Source organism: Aliagarivorans marinus DSM 23064 (genome assembly GCF_000429485.1).
In the GTDB taxonomy this organism is placed as follows: domain Bacteria; phylum Pseudomonadota; class Gammaproteobacteria; order Enterobacterales; family Celerinatantimonadaceae; genus Aliagarivorans; species Aliagarivorans marinus.
Genome location: NZ_AUBY01000009.1, coordinates 116,043 through 134,067 on the forward strand (window position 1 = coordinate 116,043; position 18,025 = coordinate 134,067).

12 protein-coding genes are annotated in these 18,025 nt (G+C 52.3%); 9 read left to right on the top strand and 3 right to left on the bottom strand.

Annotation, left to right across the window (positions count from 1 at the left end; all coding sequences use genetic code 11):
• Positions 1–230 precede the first annotated feature (230 nt).
• From G461_RS23045 to G461_RS0102430, 8 genes are all read left to right on the top strand, one after another.
• Positions 231–1,190: a virulence factor BrkB family protein gene (locus G461_RS23045; protein WP_245587135.1), complete on the top strand. Its 960-nt coding sequence runs from the start codon at positions 231–233 to the stop codon at positions 1,188–1,190.
• Positions 1,187–1,624, top strand: a complete 438-nt coding sequence (gene dtd / locus G461_RS0102400) for a D-aminoacyl-tRNA deacylase (protein ID WP_026970631.1) — start codon at positions 1,187–1,189, stop codon at positions 1,622–1,624. Before G461_RS23045 ends, dtd begins: the two co-directional genes overlap by 4 nt.
• 222 nt (positions 1,625–1,846) lie before the next feature.
• Positions 1,847–4,048: a glycoside hydrolase family 3 N-terminal domain-containing protein gene (locus G461_RS0102405; RefSeq protein WP_026970632.1), complete on the top strand. Its 2,202-nt coding sequence runs from the start codon at positions 1,847–1,849 to the stop codon at positions 4,046–4,048.
• A 330-nt stretch (positions 4,049–4,378) separates the two neighbouring features.
• Complete coding sequence (locus G461_RS0102410; RefSeq protein ID WP_026970633.1) at positions 4,379–5,380, top strand: LacI family DNA-binding transcriptional regulator; 1,002 nt, start codon at positions 4,379–4,381, stop codon at positions 5,378–5,380.
• A gap of 79 nt (positions 5,381–5,459) precedes the next feature.
• The gene (locus G461_RS0102415) at positions 5,460–6,551 is read left to right on the top strand and encodes an ABC transporter ATP-binding protein (protein ID WP_026957513.1); all 1,092 of its coding nucleotides are present in this window, start codon (positions 5,460–5,462) and stop codon (positions 6,549–6,551) included.
• A gap of 471 nt (positions 6,552–7,022) precedes the next feature.
• The gene (locus tag G461_RS23050) at positions 7,023–8,213 is read left to right on the top strand and encodes a carbohydrate porin (RefSeq protein WP_051333302.1); all 1,191 of its coding nucleotides are present in this window, start codon (positions 7,023–7,025) and stop codon (positions 8,211–8,213) included.
• 602 nt (positions 8,214–8,815) lie between these two features.
• Positions 8,816–9,973, top strand: coding sequence for a carbohydrate porin (locus G461_RS0102425; protein ID WP_026970634.1), 1,158 nt, complete (start codon positions 8,816–8,818; stop codon positions 9,971–9,973).
• Between the two features lie 577 nt (positions 9,974–10,550).
• The gene (locus G461_RS0102430) at positions 10,551–11,726 is read left to right on the top strand and encodes a carbohydrate porin (RefSeq protein WP_026970635.1); all 1,176 of its coding nucleotides are present in this window, start codon (positions 10,551–10,553) and stop codon (positions 11,724–11,726) included.
• A 78-nt stretch (positions 11,727–11,804) separates the two neighbouring features.
• Here G461_RS0102430 and G461_RS0102435 read toward each other — a convergent pair whose 3' ends face one another.
• Positions 11,805–13,052, bottom strand: a complete 1,248-nt coding sequence (locus tag G461_RS0102435; RefSeq protein ID WP_026970636.1) for a hypothetical protein — start codon at positions 13,050–13,052, stop codon at positions 11,805–11,807.
• Between the two features lie 150 nt (positions 13,053–13,202).
• Between G461_RS0102435 and G461_RS0102440 the strand changes: the two genes are divergently transcribed.
• On the top strand, positions 13,203–14,117 hold the full coding sequence (locus G461_RS0102440) for a bifunctional GNAT family N-acetyltransferase/hotdog fold thioesterase (RefSeq protein ID WP_026970637.1): 915 nt from the start codon (positions 13,203–13,205) through the stop codon (positions 14,115–14,117).
• On the opposite strand, the gene G461_RS0102445 is transcribed toward G461_RS0102440, so the two are convergent.
• Both G461_RS0102445 and glpD read right to left on the bottom strand, forming a co-directional pair.
• Positions 14,114–16,330: an AsmA family protein gene (locus tag G461_RS0102445; protein ID WP_026970638.1), complete on the bottom strand. Its 2,217-nt coding sequence runs from the start codon at positions 16,328–16,330 to the stop codon at positions 14,114–14,116. The genes G461_RS0102440 and G461_RS0102445 overlap by 4 nt on opposite strands.
• Before the next feature lie 90 nt (positions 16,331–16,420).
• The gene (gene glpD, locus G461_RS23055) at positions 16,421–17,923 is read right to left on the bottom strand and encodes a glycerol-3-phosphate dehydrogenase (RefSeq protein ID WP_035479022.1); all 1,503 of its coding nucleotides are present in this window, start codon (positions 17,921–17,923) and stop codon (positions 16,421–16,423) included.
• Positions 17,924–18,025: the final 102 nt, after the last annotated feature.

The window sequence follows — 18,025 nt, forward strand, 5'->3', positions numbered from 1 at the left end:
GGAGATAAGTGCTTGAATCAGACATACTTATACCCGAACCACCTCAAGATACAGGATTCAGAGTTCCTCCCGTCGGGCGAGTTTTCCAAGCCCGCAAGCTGCGTTACTGCTCCTTGATTTAGACTACTAAACCTACGGAACAGTGCCTTGCTAGCGGGCCTGGAAAATCTCGCTGAACAAGCATCCTGAGGTGGTTCGGGTATATTGCTCGTGACCAAGGGTATGGAACTGTGAACATTCAAGCTGCCAACACTACAATGCGCCGGGCTTTGCATCATCTTTGGCACTTTAGCATCGCCTTGGTGCGCCGCCTGCAACACGACCGCTTGACCATGATGGCGGGCTCCTTGGCCTACGTCACCCTGCTGTCACTGGTGCCATTGGTGGCCGTTACCTTCTCTATTATTAGCGCCTTTCCGATGTTTGCCGACTTTCAGGGGCTAATCGAAGACTTTGTTTTTAACAACTTTGTGCCGGCGGCCGGGGCGGTGGTGAAGCAAAACCTGCGCGGTTTTGTTGAGAATGCTTCGCGCATGACCACCGTGGGGGTGTTGGCGCTGATGGTGGTGGCCTTGCTGTTGATCTCCGCCATCGACAATAGCTTGAACAAGATCTTTCGGGTGCAAGCGCACCGGCGTTGGACCCGTGCCTTTCCCATGTATTGGACGGTACTGACGCTCGGCCCGCTGTTAATGGGCGGCAGTCTGGCGGTAAGCTCCTATCTGCTGTCGCTGCAGCTATTTCGTGAAACGGCCGTCACCTCGCTTCTTAGCGAGCTATTGCGCGGGCTGCCGTTTATCTTTTCGGTGGGCATGTTTTGTTTGCTGTATTTGGTGGTTCCCAACCGACGAGTGCCCTTTATCCATGGCCTGGCTGGCGCGGTGGTGGCGGCCTTACTGTTTGAGTTAGGGAAGCGCGGCTTCGCTATCTATATTGCATCCTTCCCGACCTATCAGCTGATCTATGGCGCCCTTGCCAGCATCCCGATCTTGCTGGTGTGGATCTACCTCAGCTGGGTGGTGGTGCTGTTTGGCGCCGAATTTACCGCGGCACTGGACGAGTACCAGCAAGCGCAGCGGCAGGATCAGTTATCATCGGGGCCACAAGCGCTGGAGCAAGCCAGCGCGCCTCAGCATGAGCAACAAGCGCAGCAAAAGCAACAAGAAGAACAACAACAGGAACAAGCATGATTGCATTAATTCAACGAGTGTCTCAGGCCAGTGTGACCGTGGCTGGTGAGACGGTAGGGGAAATCCAACAAGGGCTGCTGGTTCTGCTGGGCGTGGAGCAGGGCGACGACGAGCAAAAAGCCAATAAGCTGTGCGACAAGGTCATCAAGTACCGCCTGTTTGCCGATGAGCAGGGCAAAACCAACTTAAACGTGCAGCAAGTGAATGGCTCGCTGTTGGTGGTATCACAGTTCACCTTGGTAGCCGATACCGACAAGGGGCTGCGCCCCGGCTTCTCGCGTGGTGCCTCTCCGGAGCAGGCTAAGCACCTTTATCAGTACTTTAGCGAGGCTTGCAAAGAACGTGGGGTGCCCACCGAAAATGGTCAGTTTGCCGCCGATATGCAGGTCAGTTTGGTCAATGATGGGCCGATGACCTTCTGGCTGCAGGTCTAGAGAGTGTTGCGCGCAGCCACATGAAACTCATGGCAAAAGCCCACAATTTTTGTCGTTTTTTTCTCAATCTGTGGCTTTGTCACATGCAAAGCCACTAGCCCCTAAGTAGTATCGCCTTACTTGGCGTTCCCCTTGGTAACGAGTATTTCGTTTATCTTCGATTAATTTGGGAGCGCGTCCAATTAAGCTCGTCCAATAGAGCTAAGGCTAAGAGGTAAGGCTATGTTTCCCTATCAAAATTCCCAACTCGATACCGAACAGCGAATCGCCGATCTGTTGGCGCGCATGACCCTTGAAGAGAAGGCTGGTCAGCTATTGCAGCTACCCGCCCACAATCCAGAATACTTCGAACAGCTCGAAGAGATGCACATCGGTTCCTACCTGCATTGTACCGATCAGCAGATGCATCAGCTGCAGCAGCGCGCTGCCAATACCCGCTTGGGTATCCCACTGATTTTTGGAATCGATGCAATCCATGGCCATTGTCTGGAGAACGACACCACTGTATTCCCCACCCAGTTGGCAACCTCGTGCTCGTGGGATGCGCAGTTGCATCGCGACATGGCTGAAGCGACGGCAAAAGAAGTACGGGCCTGTGGCCACCACTGGACCTTCTCGCCGGTATTGTGTGTGGCGCGCGATGCGCGTTGGGGCCGGGTGAGCGAAACCTACGGTGAAGATCCTTGGCTGATTGGTGAGCTGGCTGCGGCGACCATTGAAGGCTATCAAGGCGAGCAGATTGGTGGCGCTGAGAGTATCTTGGCCTGTGCTAAACACTATGTTGGCTACGGCGATACCTTAGGTGGTCGTGACTCTTATGAGGGCGATACCTCCAAGCGCAAGCTGCTGTCGACCTTCTTGCCACCCTTTGAAAAAGCGGTGAAGCAGGCCAACTGTGCCAGCCTGATGACCGGCTACCACTCGATGGATGGCGTGCCGGCTACCAATAATAGCTGGCTGTTGCGTGATGTGGCCAAAGACGACTGGGGCCTGGAAGGGTTTATCGTGACCGACTGGGAGAACGTCACCTCGCTGCATACCAAGCAGGGCGTTGCCGAGAGCCGCAAACACGCCAGCTATCTCGCCTTGGCAGCAGGTAATGACATGATGATGTCGAGCCCGCACTTCTATCAAGACTGTGTTGAGTTAGTCAATGAAGGCCAGCTCGATATCGCGCTGGTGGATGATGCGGTTGCCCGTATCCTGCGTATGAAGTTCAAGCTAGGCCTGTTCGATGAGCAGCGCTTCGCTGATGTTAGCAAGAAAGCTCAGGTGATCGGCAACGACGCCCACTGGGATCTGTCGCTACAAGCCAGCCGTAAATCGATGGTGCTGCTGAAAAATGATGGCATCCTGCCGCTAGAGAGCGAGCGTCTGCAACGGGTGCTGCTGGTGGGGCCAAACTGTGATGACGTGGTGGCGCAGCTGGGCGACTGGTCGTTCGGCTCCATGCAAGCCGGCGCGGCCGATGACAGCTTCCACCGTGAAGATACCACCACAGTGCTGGACGCCTTCAAACTGGCGGCTGAGCGCTATGGCTTCGAGCTGGACTACCTCAAAGGCGCAGATTGTGTCGATGCCGAGTTTAACGAAATCAGCGAAGCAGTTGAGCTGGCTAAACAAGCCGATCTGGTGGTGGCGTGTGTGGGCGATACCCTGCGTTTGAATGGGGAGTTTCATGACCGTGCGATGCTCGATCTCACCGGACAGCAGCAAGCCTTGCTGGAAGCGGTACAGCAAACTGGTACGCCGCTGGTGGTGAACTACATCGCCTCTAAACCGCTGACGATTCCGTGGATTAAGGAGCATGCCAACGCACTGCTGTGCGCCTTCAACCCGGGCTGTAAAGGCGGTCAAGCGATCGTTGAGACCCTGTTCGGCGAGATTAACCCAAGCGGCAAACTGACTATCAGCTTCCCGCATCATGTGGGGCAGCTACCGGTTTACTACAACAAGTTCCAAGGTTGGCATGCGCAAAACTCGCAATATCTGGATGGCCAGGAGCGCTACATCGACCTGCCAATGGAACCATTGTTCGCCTTTGGTGAAGGCCTGCAGTACACCGCTTACCGCTATCAGGATATGCAGCTTAGTGCTAGCGAGTTGCGCACTGGTGAGGTACTAACCGTGAGCGTCGAGGTAAGCAACACCGGCGAGCGCGACGGTGAAGAGATTGTGCAGTTGTATTTTAACGACATTTACAGCTCGGTCACCACGCCAATCCAAAACCTGTGCGCCTACCAGAACGTGTCGCTCAAAGCCGGCGAATCGAAGCGGGTGAGCCTCAGCTTAGCGGTGGATGAACTTTACGTGATTACCCCGGAGCTTGAAAAGCGCGTTGAAAATGGCGATTTTGAGGTCATGGTTGGCGGATCGAGCAAACCTGATTCACTATTGTGTAAGCGGTTTACTGTTGTCGGTTAGTCCGACGCCAGGCCTTGTCACACAAGGCCTGGCACTGTTTAGCTCGGTGCCAAGAGTGGACCGATGTCACACCGCTGAATCTTAGCAAGTTATTGTAAAATAAGCGCTTATTCACATGAACTTGGCGTAAGGTGATTTTTTTTCGATGAAATTACATCAGCTTGCGGAGAAAAGTTGCTGCTGTTCACAGAATCGACGGTCAGCTTTGATACTCAATTGACTTTAGTTCGAGGGATCAGTGATAGTCAGTGTAAGCGCTTTCAATATGCCAATGTGGCGTTAATAACTAGAGTGGTTCAAAACCAAGAGTAGGTCAGGGGAAGTTGAGCGGTGGCAACGATTAAGGAAGTTTCAGAACTTGCACAGGTATCTCAGGCGACAGTGTCGCGGGTTATCAATGGTCACAAACGAGTTTCTGAGGCTAATCGAGAGCGAGTGCACAAGGCAATGAAAGAGTTGGGTTATCGCCCTAACTCATTTGCCCAAGCATTGGCGTCAAACCGCTCAAACAGCGTTGGCATGGTGGTCACCCATATCTCGGGTAACTTCTTTGGCCCGATGCTACATACCGTTGAAGAGACGCTGCGCGCGCAAGGTGTCCACCTGATTGCCGCGAGTGGCTACGACGACCTCGAGAAAGAGCGCGATGCGGTACGCTTTCTATTATCCCGTCAGGTTGATGCGCTGATCTTGCATACCAATGCCTTGCCCGATGATGAGATCATCGAGCTTAAGCAGCAAGGAACCCGAGTGGTTGTTATCAACCGCTTTATTCCTGAACTGGCTGAAGATTGCATCCGCTTGGACAATGAGCTAGGTGGTTACTTAGCGACTAAGCACCTGCTGGATTTGGGCCATAAAAAAGTTGCTCATATCTCAGGGCCGCTGCTCTACGAAGATGCCCGCGATCGCTTTAATGGCTATCGCAAAGCGCTGGATGAGCATGGGGTCGAGTTCGATCCGCGGCTGATCGTCGAAGGTAGCTTTATGGAAGACCGCAGCATGCCGGTTATCGAAAAGCTATTTAAGCGCGATGTAGAGTTCAGTGCCGTGTTCTGCGGCAACGATAACCTGGCGTTGCAGGTGTATGACTGGCTCTCACAAAACAACTACATACCGGGAGATCAATACTCGGTGATTGGGTTCGATGACATGGCTTTCGCCCGGCACCTGCGCCCGCGCTTAAGCTCCATCGATTTCCCGATTATAACCATGGGCAAACTCGCTGCTGAGTATGCTCTGGATAAAGACAGTACCCGACAGCGAAATAGCAATCTTCGTCTGGAGCCCTCTTTGATGGCCCGAGACTCCTCTGCTAATCGTCGCTGCTGAAGGAAAATGACTAAAAGAATTGAGGGGGCCATCGAGCCCTTAAGTTTAATGCGCTGTTGTGCAGCTTGGAGAATTTAACGTGGCTTCGTTAACCTTTAAAAACGTAAAGAAGAGCTTTGGTAAGACCGAAGTAGTAAAGGGCTTTGACCTGGAAATTAAAGACGGCGAGTTCGTTGTTCTGTTGGGTGGTTCTGGCTGTGGTAAGTCGACAACCCTTCGAATGGTGGCTGGTCTTGAAAGCATTACCTCTGGTCAGATCCTGATTGGCGATCGTTGCATTAACGATGTTGAGCCGATCGACCGCGACCTGGCGATGGTATTCCAAAGCTATGCACTCTACCCACATATGACCGTGGAAGAGAACATCTGCTTCGCCCTAAAATTGGCGGGCATGAAAAAAGAAGAAATCCAGAAGAAAGTAAACTGGGCCGCCGAGATGCTGCAGCTAACTCCGCTGCTGCAACGTAAGCCTAAGCAGCTTTCTGGTGGTCAGCGTCAGCGTGTGGCTATGGGCCGTGCGATGGTTCGTACCCCACAACTGTTCTTGTTCGATGAGCCGCTGTCTAACCTAGATGCCAAACTGCGTGGCTTGATGCGCTCTGAGATTAAAGCGCTGCACCGCAAACTGGGCACTACCACTCTTTACGTTACCCACGATCAGGTAGAAGCGATGACCTTGGCTGATCGCGTAGTGATTATGGAGAAAGGCGTTATCACCCAGATTGGTACGCCGCACGAAGTGTTCAGCAAGCCTGCCAACAAATTTGTGGGTGGCTTTATTGGTAGCCCAACCATGAACATGATCCCAGCCAAAGTGCAGCAGAAAGACTCGAAGCTGGTACTGTCGATGTCAGACCAAGAGCTGCCATTGCCAGCGCAGTTTGAAGGTAAGGCACAAGCAGGTCAGGAAGTGACTGTGGGTATTCGCCCAACCGATATCCACCTACGTGAGAAGCAAGTGGCAGAAGGCTCAGCCCTGAAAGCCCACTGTAAGCTGAAGAACCACGAGCTTCTGGGTGCAACTGTGTTGCTGAATGCCGAAATGGGTGGCCAAGCTATCGTGGCGGAAGTGCCAAACGAAGACGCTGAGTTGCACGAAGACCAAGAGCTATTTATCGATACCAAGTCGTTCCACTTGTTCGATAAGAACAGCGAACTGTCGCTAATCTAGTTCTGTATTCCCTTAACAAGGCCAGCCATCGCGCTGGCCTTTTTTGTATCCGCTGAATAGCTGCATCCTGTTTCTTTCCTACCCTGCTCTAGCTGAACCACTTATCAACGAACTGTTTAGGCCGAGAGATAAGGCGGGTTTGCTTACTTGTTCGCTTGCTGAACTGACTGAAAATACGTATATCACTGAGTTACTGCTTTATTCGTGAACGAATACTCTGTCACGTTGATTTCTGAAAGTAGATTAAAATGTCGTCAAGCTGAATAGTGCGGATATATGATCTGTAGAAAGGTGCATCGATAGCTCTATATGCTGCCTTTCACATGATTTCATGACTTGATTTGATCTGTGCATATTTTTGACCGTTGCCATGTGATATGTCGCCCAAACTTCATTAGGCAGTTTATTAAACTGGTTTCCGATGTCCGCAAAGATTGGGCACAAACTATTAAACCTATAAGGAAATCAGTTATGAAAATGAAAGCGCTTACAGTTGCAATGGCAGCAGCGATGGCAATGAGCGGAAACGCGATTGCACAAGATGGTTTCAGCTTTAGCGGTTATGCCCGTTACGGTGCAACCTACCAAGCAAACGAAGATTCTCTGTATGTAGGCCCTGCGGGCGAGCTGAACGGCCGTAGCGCGGGTCGTTTGGGTAACGAATACAACGGTGGTGAATTCCAGTTTGACTACAACACCACTGCAGCAAGTGGTGCTCAGTGGAAGATTGGTGTGATGCTGGATCACTGGGCTGCCTATGATTGGTGGAGCTCGGGCGACGTGAACCTGAAAAAAGCCTTTGCTTCAGGTACTGGTATCTTTGCCTCACAACCTGATATGACGGTTTGGGCTGGTCGCGACTTCCATCAACGTCCGCAAACCAACCTGATGGACTACTTCTGGATGACCCACGATGGTCAAGGTGGTGGTTTTGACAACTTAGATCTAGGCGGCGCTAAGATGAACCTGGGCTTTGTGGGCCAAGTGGATTGTGGCTCACACCCTGATGAAGACGTGAATGGCGTTGGTTGTCACGGCAACGACAGCGGCGTTTACGCAATCACTAGTAAACTGCACTCAATTGAAGTTGGTGCGGCTACCGTTGATTTCTACGCTAACTACGGTTTCACCTCTAAAGCGATCGATACCAACGAAGATGAAGGTATGGCTTCAAGCGCTTACCAATTGGCAGCAAACGTTAAGATGGCTGGCCACTCGTTGGTGGTTCGCTACTCTGACAATGCTCAAGATAGCGTTTTTGACCTGAAAGAAGACTACAGCGCCTTGTTCGTACACATGGAAGGTGGCTTTGGTTTCTCTGAGCGCTCTGGTATGGACTACGGCATCGGCTATCAATCGGTAGATGCTAATAATGACGCAGAAGATCGCGTTAACTACAACGTGGTAGTACGTCCACATATCTCTTGGGATGACACCCACTCTACGTGGTTAGAAGCGGGCTACAGTGTGGTTGATTACGATGAAGGTTCTAAGAACTCTGCATGGAAACTGACGCTGTCTCAAAACATGGCGGTAGGTCCTCACACCTGGTCTCGCCCAATGCTGCGTTTCTACGCAACCGTGGGTAATGCAGACAACAAGAACGACGGTACTGATCTAGATACCCTGACTCTTGGCGCAATGTGGGAAGCTTGGTGGTAAGCCCTGGCTTAAGCCGCTGACCATTGCTTTACTTGTTAGGCCTCCCAATCGGGGGGCTTTTTTTACCTCCTTTGCTTATTGCCCAGTAGTGTCTTCAAAGCTGCTTGGAAAAGTTCTTTGGGCTTAGTGTTAAGGCTGCTGCTCACTCTAACAGTTACTTGCACACAAAGAGCTATCGCCCATTTTTTGTCGGTCGTATCAATGGAATGCACGGCTTGAAACCCAACTCAAAATACCCTTAGATTTCGTGCGGACGATCACGCAAATGGTAACGTTTTCCCCGGTTCAAATTTTCGCCATGAAACTACAGTTATTACTTTCACTCAAGTTGGCGCTTTAGGTTGCGCAATATGTGGCGAAAGGGGCACTGTATGGATGTATCTATTGATATAGCTGGCCATAATAAAAGTTATGACTGTGTTTAAGTTCTTATGTGGCTGTATTATCTATGTTTTTGCAGTGTGACATTGAGGCTTTTGCAGAGATTTGTCCCGTGAGTTTGATCTCATTCCCAGCGTAGTTGCCTTCTTATAATTTTTCCAGCCGTCGAAGAAGTTAGCTTTGGGCGGTTTAAAAATAACAAATCACAAGGAATTGAAATCATGAAATTGAAAGCGCTTACAATTGCACTAGTCTCAAGCGGCATGCTGTTCAGTGGCACTGCAGCGGCTGGCGAGTTTAGCTTTGGTGGTTACGCTCGCTACGGCGCTACCTACCAAGGTAGCGAAGATGCACTATACGTGGGTCCTGCTGGTGAACTGAATGGTCGCAGTGCCGGTCGTTTGGGTAACGAATATAACGGTGGCGAATTCCAGTTCAACTACCACACTGAAGCGGCAAGCGGTGCTAAATGGCAAGTTGGTGTAATGCTGGACCACTGGACAGCTTACGATTGGTGGAGCTCAGGTGACGTTGCTTTGAAAAAAGCCTTTGCTGCAGGTACTGGTATCTTCGCCTCTCAACCTGATATGACTGTTTGGGCTGGCCGTCGCTTCCATCAACGTCCTCAGACTAACTTGATGGACTACTTCTGGATGAGCCACGATGGCCAAGGCGGTGGTTTTGATAACCTCGACTTGGGCGGTGCCAAACTAAACATTGGCGTTGTTGGTCAAGTTGACTGTGGTTCTCACCCAGATCCTGATGTGAACGGTGTTGGCTGCCATGGCAACGACAGTGGTGTTTACGCGCTAACCAGTAAGCTGCACGGCATCACCATGGGCTCTGCGACGTTAGACCTGTATGCTAACTATGGCTTTGCCTCAGAAGCTCAGCCTGATAACAGCACCAATGCCTATCAGTTGGCTGCAAATCTGAAGATGTTCGGCCACTCTTTGGTTGTTCGTTACTCAGACAACGCCAAAGATAGCGTGTTTGACCTAGCTGAAGATCGCGAAGCGCTATTCGTTCACCTAGAAGGTGGCTTTAGCTTCTCTGATACTGCGGGTATGGACTACGGTATCGGTTACCAAGATATGGATAAAGAAGCGACTAACTACAACGTAGTTGTTCGTCCACATATCTCTTGGAACGACACCCACTCAACTTGGCTAGAAGCGGGTTACAGTGTGGTTGACGTAGAAGGCCAAAGCAAAGACAACGAAGCCTGGAAGCTGACTCTGTCGCAAAACATGGCTGTGGGTCCTCACACTTGGTCTCGTCCAATGCTGCGTTTCTACGCAACTGTGGGTGAAAACGACAACGCCGGTGATAAACAAGATGTGTTTACTCTGGGTGCAATGTGGGAAGCTTGGTGGTAAGCCCTGCAACCGACGCATAGCTTAGTGAAGCCGCCTGAATGGGCGGCTTTTTCATCCCCTTAACTTAACTCTTTGCTTACGTGATACCACCATCTACTTCTCTCTTTGTTTTCCGGCCTTTCCGCCCTGCCGAGCACATCCAAACTAGCGGCAAACACGGTCTAGTAAGCAGTGCAAATTAGCCATGAATCCTGTTGCAAAATAACGCCACAAATGGAGGGTCGAATCACAAAAGCCGGACAGTTGCATCAGGTGCATAAAATTTACATGAAATCGTTATCATGAATTTCATGACAGCAAGGTCTATAAAAGAGCGCTTATCCTGAGGTAAACGTCATCCCTAGGTCAATCTATAGTCACCGGTATGCTTGTTTGAATCTTAAATGATGTTTTTGCTGGGATGCTGAAATATATCTCTTTCTATTGCCAGTGTGATCAAGCGGTTTCAAGCTAGCGAATGCTCGTGAGTTTGATCTCATTTCATCTTTTTTTGACTCCATATAATTTGTGACGTTAGCTCAGTGGCTTAGTTTCCTGCAGCTATCAAATAAAAAACAAATCACAAGGAATTGACATTATGAAATTGAAAGCGCTTACAATTGCACTGGTCTCGAGCGGCGTACTCTGCAGTGGTATTGCAACTGCTGGTGAGTTTAGCTTTGGTGGCTATGCCCGCTATGGTGCAACCTACCAAGCTGATGAGGACTCTCTATACGTAGCGCCTGCTGGCGATCTAAACGGTCGTAGTGCTGGTCGTTTGGGTAATGAATACAATGGTGGTGAATTCCAGTTCAACTATCTCACTGAAGCAGCAAGTGGCGCTAAGTGGCAAGTGGGTGTGATGTTTGACCACTGGACTGCCTACGATTGGTGGAGCTCGGGTGATGTTGCTCTTAAAAAAGCTTTTGCCGCCGGTACGGGTATCTTCGCTTCTCAACCTGATATGACTGTTTGGGCCGGTCGCCGCTTCCATCAACGCCCACAGACCAACCTGATGGACTACTTCTGGATGACCCACGATGGCCAGGGTGGTGGCTTTGATAATCTTGATTTGGGCGGCGCTAAGCTGAACTTAGGTATTGTTGGCCAGGTTGATTGTGGCTCGCACCCTGGCGGCGCTGATGGCATTGGTTGTCATGGTAATGACAATGGTAACTACGCCTTAACCAGTAAGCTGCACGGCATCGGCTTGGGTAGTGCAACCTTAGATATCTATGCCAACTACGGCTTTACCTCAGAAGCGAAGCCAGACAACGATACCAACTCTTATCAAGTAGCTGCCAACGTGAAGATGGCTGGTCACTCATTGGTGGTTCGCTACTCTGACAACACCAAAGATACAGTGTTTGAGCTGACTGAAGATAAGACTGCTTTGTTGGTGCACCTGGAAGGTGGCTTCGGGTTCTCTGAGCGTGCTGGTATGGACTACGGTATTGCTTATCAGTCTCTTGAAGAAGCCGATGACAGCAATGATCGCGTTAACTACAACGTAGTGGTTCGCCCACATATCTCGTGGAATGACACCCATTCGACCTGGGTTGAAGCGGGTTACAGTGTCGTCGACTACGACAATGTGGATGCGACGAACACCGCTTGGAAACTGACCCTGTCACAAAACATGGCAGTAGGTCCTCACACTTGGTCTCGTCCAATGCTGCGCTTCTACGCAACTGTGGGTAACGCAGACAACGAGAGCAACAGCACTGATCTAGACACCCTGACTCTGGGTGCAATGTGGGAAGCATGGTGGTAAGCCCCGCTTCTTAAAAATCTAAAATAGAAAAGCCGCCTGCAATAGGCGGCTTTTTAGTTCTATTGAATGTGCCCGTGGTTAGAGCAAGGGCATCGGTAGGCGATTCAGAGAAAACTCACTGTCATTGAAGATTAGGTTAACCTGATCGCGCCCATCGATATTATCCAGATAGCCGACCTGCCTTAGCCCTTCGACATACAAGCGGTAAGGGCTGTTATCAAAAAACTCCTCATTGACGCTCATATGGGCGTTCACATCTAGGTAGCGCAGTAGCTGTTGCGCATAGCTGATGTCTTCCAGGCGGAAGGGTTGAACAATGAACTTGGCCTTGGCATCGACGTCACCTTGCATCTTTGCACCGATTCGCTGGACATCGATGTCGAAGGCAAACTTACGCAGCTCCCATAGCAGCGGCTTGTTGAGCAAGGCTTGGAGCAGTTGTTGTTGCTCTTCGGCGCTGGGGGACTGACTTTGCTGGGCGATAAGCTCGAGCAACAGCTGTTCTTCCACGCCGCCTAGCTGAGCATCTAGCTGCAGGTTGGCAAGCTCGAGCCGCTGGCCTTTGCTGCGGCTGGTGATTTTGGCTACACGGGTTTGTAGGTCGAGGTAGCTCAAGCCATTCTCGACAAGGTACTGGTTTTGCGTATCAAGATCGTTGGCTGCCAGCTTAAAGCCTTCACTAACCCAGTTCAGCTGCTTCAGCGACCAATGGCTGCGCTCTGCCAGCCACTGTTGGTCGAGCCGGGTGAAGCGCTCACTCAGGCTAAGCCCTATGATCGTGATATGGTTACTGTTATTCAGCCCGAGGATACTGCCGCCTTGCCAAGTCATTTCCAGCGCCCCCTTAGTGCCCGCTAAGTCGCTACTAAATCGCGCACTAAGAGGTTGCACAGTGAAGGGAAGGGTGTCGAGCGTGCCACTAAAGGTTCTAACTTCTAGCTGGCTATTTAGTTGGTCGAGCCAAAGATTGGCCTGCCATTTTCCTTGGTGGGGGATCTGGGTTAGCCCATGGCGATGTAACCAGGTTTGAATGCTGCCTTGGGTCATGTCCAGCTGCCAGTTGCTACTGGCCCACAGCGGCAGTAGCTGAACCTTCTGATCGATGTAAAACGTCCAGCTCTGCTTCTCGTCTAGCGCAAGCTCAAGTTGCCAACGCTCTTGATAGCTGACGGGGCTGCGCTGGCGATCAAGCAGGGTAACGGTGAGGTCATCTTGCTGGGCTAACTCACTAAGCAGGCTTTCACTGTGCTGCTGGTAACTATGGTGAGTAAAGTACTGAAGCGAGACAATCACTAGGAGAATTGCCGGCACAAGGAACTTTTTCATCTATCTCTTTCCTAAGTTTATGGCGCACCATTGCCTGCGTATCGGGCTGCGCTATAGCGCCCTAGCTTATCACTGAATCAGCTGAAAAGCGTGGTCACGCTAGCGGTGAAGGCTTATAGTTATTACTTATGTCAACAATGGATGTTTGCCATGGTCGCAGTGGTCTGCCCCGACTCCGCAGGGGAAATGGAGAAGTACTATCAGTTTCGTTGGGAGGTGCTGAACAAGCCTTTGCAGCTCCCCTTGGGAAGCGAACGCGATGCCTACGATGCCCACAGCATTCACCGGATGATCTGCGATGAGCAAGGCGAAGCCATTGCCGCCGGGCGGCTGTTTGTCAGCGATAACCAAGAGGCGCTGATCCGCCATGTGGCGGTTGACCCGATCAAACGTAATCAAGGGATGGGCACGCTGCTGATGATGGCGCTGGAGAAGGCGGCCCACAGCGAAGGGGTGAAACGGGTGGTGGTAAATGCCCGTGGCGATTCGGTGCGTTTCTTCCAAAGCTGCGGCTTTGAACCTAACGGTAGTGCCACCTTCGACAAGGTGAAGGTGAAACAGCAACAGATGGTGAAGGAGCTCTCCGACACCCACCGCTTTGTACGCCAACCCAAGCTGTGTACTGCGCTACAGCAGATGTTTAACGAGCAGATCCCTCTCAGTGAAAAGATGGGGGTGCGGCTTAAGCAGTACACTGGCAACCGCCTCACCACCACCTTGCCTTTGGCAGGTAATCACAATCCTCACCAAACCATGTTTGCCGGCAGCCTGTATAGCCTGGCGACCTTGTCTGCTTGGGGTATGATCTGGCTGATGCTTAAAGAGCACGGCATCGACGCCGACATCGTGCTGGCCAAATCGGAGATCCGCCATCGCCATGCGGTGACCGAAGACGCTCAAGCTGCCGTGAACAAACGCAAAATGAAGGGTAGCTTGCTGCCTCTTATCGACGGTAAAAAAGCCAAGATGCGCGTGGTGGTCGAGATCGGCGACAGCCAACAATGCTGCGCCGAGTTCCGAGGGGTGTTTATGTTGCTACCTAATGCGCCTGAGGCATCCGACTAGCGCGTTTGGCAAGCCTCGGGGCGGTTAACCGGCTCGACATGGCTGGCTAGCTCGAGGGCATACGCCCACGGGCTATCTTGATGAAACAGATAGGTCTGTGGTGAATCGCTGGTTCCCCGCCAGCGTTGGGTCAGTTGCCAGCAATCTTGCTCTTGCACCTGCAGCTCCAAGTTACGGCTGTGCTGGGCTAAATCGAACTCACCCGCAAGCTGCAGTTGATAGCGCATGCCCGGTAGCTGCTGCGGCGGAATATGCAGCTTACCCTCGCGAAAGTTGGCGTTTAGGCTTAGCTCGCTGAGTTGGGTGACGCCACGTGGGAGCGCCTGTGGCTCGGTCCAAACCAATGCAAAGCCTTGCTCCACCAACGCAGAAGGCGACTCAAAGTGCTGCTCGGGGTGGTCAATGACTTGATCGAGCCCTAGCTCCAGGTCGCCACCGGGTAGCTGCAGTAGTCGGCTGTTCAGTTGCAGCTCACCCTCTAAGTTGGCCACGAACTCTTGCAGCTGGCCCTGCCAGCGGCCACTAAGCTCCAGATCGCCTACCAAGCGAAACTGTCGATTATCCGCCAAGCGAGCCAAGGGGCTGATATCCAGCAGCAAGGCCTGCAACTCGGCCTCCCATGGGCGATGCGGCTGATCAAGCTGGGTTTGCGCGCTCAGTTCCAGCTGCCCGAGGGGGAGCTCGGCGTACACGCTCAAATGACCGAGTTCGGCCTGCGAGCTGGCATCTACATTAAAGCGTTGCACCACCAAGCCGCGGTAGGCCAGCTCTGGCGCCTCTAAAAACAGTGCGCTGGAAGGCTGCCATAATTGCTCCATCGGTTGCCACTGACCATCTTCGATAAGCGATAGGTCGCGCAGGTCCAGACTGATCCCTTCGGCGGCAAATGGGAAGCTATCCACATAGGAAAGTAGTTTTAACTTGTGTACCCGGGCTTGCTCAAGATACAGGCTGTTTAGCGGTAGCTCGGTGCTGGCTGTTGGTTCCTGCTGGGGATTGAACCAGCTCTCCTCAATAGCCAGTTCAATATCATTGGCGGCAAAGCGGCGGATGTGCAGTGACTTATCGGCAAGCGTGTACTCGCCGCTCACATCAAACTCGCCTTCAAAGGCTTGCGCGCTGAGATAGCCTAGCTGCCAAAGCTCTGGTGCCAGCTTGGCTTGAGCGGTTAGCTGCTGGAAATGGTACTGATTGTAGGAAAACTCGCTAGCCTGCCCACTTAGCTCGCCGGATAACCGCTCGATAGCAAACGGCCAAGGTAGGTGCAGCTGGCTTAGTTCGGCATTCACTTGGTTGAGGGTTAGCGAATGGGGAGCTTGCCCTTCTCCGGCGGCGCGGCTGAGCATGGTGCTGGAGTCGATAATCAGGGCGCGGCGCAGCGAAAGCTGCTCCAGCCACGCTAGCTCGGGCAATGGGCTTTCCGCTGTGGCTGGCGATGGCGCTTGCTCGTCAAAGTATTCAAAGCGCAGGGTATCGATGACTAAGTCGTCGATCCGCAGGTGCTTATCGCGCCAGTTGGCTTGTGCATAAACACTGCCTTGATAGAGATCGGCACTCAGGTGATTTAGCTGCAAGGTGCTGCCATCCCAGTCGAGCGCTAGCTGAGGCGCGCCGAGGTTGACCCACGGGGTGTGAAGCTGCCCGGCATTTAACAGCAGCTTAAGTCGCCAGTTCTCTGGGGCAAAGCTCTGCTGCTGATAGAGCTGCCAATCCTCAACGATCAGCTCGCCTTTGAGTAGGCGGAAGCTATCGAGGCCGTCTTGGTAGTGCACATCGGCATCACTGAGTAGCAGCTTGCCGATACTGGCTTGCTCGAACCACGGCAGTTCGCTGGTGGAGGACTGCGATTCAGTGTTTGAGGTTGTCAGGATACGCGGGCGCAGCGCCAGTTGAGGCTGGCGAACTTCTAAGGTGTCGATCCGTAGGTGCTTGTTGAGTAGTGCACTGGCAGAGAGCTGCAGTTCGAGCTCGTCTACCAGTAGCGAAGCGGTATCGGTTTTGCCAACCCGGACGTGGTTGAGGCGCAACACCAGTGGCGCGGTGAGCTGCCAGTCGGCGCTGCGATAGTCGACCTGCCAGTCACTTTGTTGGTTGACCCACTGGAGGATCTGCGAACGATATTGGTCGGGATGAAACGAGAAGGCCAGGAAGGTTAACCCGGCCAATACCAATAGCAGCAAGATTGCGAGTAGGTCTATCAGGCGTCGGAGCACCGCTTATCCTTGTCACTGAGCACTAATTAACATCCATTTTATTATCATAGATTTAGCGCACACAAGGAGTAAACACTCAGCAATTTTTTGTTAGCTTGCTCGCTCGAGCAACGAAGCCTCTCCCAGCTTGACCTGTAGATAGGCTTCCAGTTGCGAAACCTGTTGCTTGCTCAAGTACAAACCTTGCTTGGTGCGCCGCCACAGAATGTCCTCGGCACTGACTGCCCACTCGTTATCGATCAGGTAATCCACCTCGCTTTGGTACAAGCTGCCACCAAAGTACTGGCCTTTTGCTTGGCTAAGTAGCAACTCAGCGCGACTGCCATAGTGTTTAATCCAGCGTTCCAGTATGTCTGAAGGTTGCTGGTTATGATGTTGGGCACTCGCGCGTATGTACTCATCGCGGGTGCCCGTGATATCGCCGCCTGGCAGGGTATGGCTGGCGGTCCACTCCGGGCCCATGTCGGGAAAACTGGCTTGCAGCATTTTTAGCGCGGCTTCTGCCAGCTTGCGATAGGTGGTCAGTTTGCCGCCGAATACCGACAACAGCGGGGCGCCATCAACTTCGGGTGACAGCTCCAGAGTGTAGTCGCGAGTGACTGCGGAAGGATCGTTACTTTCATCCTGACAAAGTGGGCGCACCCCAGAGAAGCTATGCACCACGTCGCTAGGGCTAACGGATTGCTTAAAGTGCTGGTTGACGATGTCACACAGGTAGCGCACTTCATCGTCGCTGATCGCGACTTTAGATGGGTCGCCCTGATATTCCACGTCAGTGGTGCCAATCAGGGTGTAATCCTGCTGATAAGGAATGGCGAACACGATCCGCTTATCGGCATTTTGTAGGATATAGGCTTGGCTCTCATCGTGGATCTTCGGAACCACAATGTGGCTGCCCTTCACCAAGCGAATGGTGCGTGGTGGTACTTCGCGAATAGTCGATTCGATAAAGCTCTGCACCCAAGGGCCTGCTGCATTGACCAAGGCCTTGCTTTGGTAGTAGGTGCTCTTGCCATTGCGACGGTCTTTGACCTCTACTTGCCACACGCCGCTCTCGCGACGCGCACTGATCACTTGCTGGTAGTTGCCCACCAACGCACCTTTTTCGGCTGCTTGCTGAATATTAGCCACCACCATCCGCGCATCATCCACCCAACAGTCTGAGTATTCAAAACCACGGGTAATGTTCGGCTTGAGTGGGCTGCTTGGGCCAAAGCGCAGGCCCTGACAGCCCTCCAGCTGGCCGCGCTTGGCAAGGTTGTCGTAGAGGAACAAGCCACTGCGAATCATCCACCACGGGCGTAGGTGAGGGCGATGGGGTAGGCGAAAGCGCATCGGCTCGACCAAGTGCGGAGCCTTGCTTAGCAGGGTTTCGCGCTCTTGCAGCGCCTCTCGCACCAAACGAAATTCGTAGTGCTCAAGGTAACGCAGCCCGCCATGGATAAGCTTGGAGCTGGCCGATGAGGTAGCGCTGGCGAAATCGTTTTGCTCGAATAGGGCAACCTTTAGTCCGCGACCGGCCGCGTCGGCGGCGATACCCGCGCCGTTGATCCCACCACCGATGATCAACAAATCAAATAACTGCTTGCTCACGCCCTTCTCCTTGAGTGCAAATGCGCGTTTATGTTCGTTTGCGAAGAATATAGATCGTATTACGCGCATGATCCATAGAAAAGTTCACATTTACGCGGTTTG

What these genes read in the sequence shown, in the direction of transcription:
- dtd (WP_026970631.1), top strand. Translation starts at nt 1,187, where the DNA reads ATGATTGCATTAATTCAACGAGTGTCTCAGGCCAGTGTGACCGTGGCT.
- G461_RS0102405 (WP_026970632.1), top strand. Translation starts at nt 1,847, where the DNA reads ATGTTTCCCTATCAAAATTCCCAACTCGATACCGAACAGCGAATCGCC.
- G461_RS23050 (WP_051333302.1), top strand. Translation starts at nt 7,023, where the DNA reads ATGAAAATGAAAGCGCTTACAGTTGCAATGGCAGCAGCGATGGCAATG.
- G461_RS0102425 (WP_026970634.1), top strand. Translation starts at nt 8,816, where the DNA reads ATGAAATTGAAAGCGCTTACAATTGCACTAGTCTCAAGCGGCATGCTG.
- G461_RS0102430 (WP_026970635.1), top strand. Translation starts at nt 10,551, where the DNA reads ATGAAATTGAAAGCGCTTACAATTGCACTGGTCTCGAGCGGCGTACTC.
- G461_RS0102435 (WP_026970636.1), bottom strand. Translation starts at nt 13,052, where the DNA reads ATGAAAAAGTTCCTTGTGCCGGCAATTCTCCTAGTGATTGTCTCGCTT.
- G461_RS0102440 (WP_026970637.1), top strand. Translation starts at nt 13,203, where the DNA reads ATGGTCGCAGTGGTCTGCCCCGACTCCGCAGGGGAAATGGAGAAGTAC.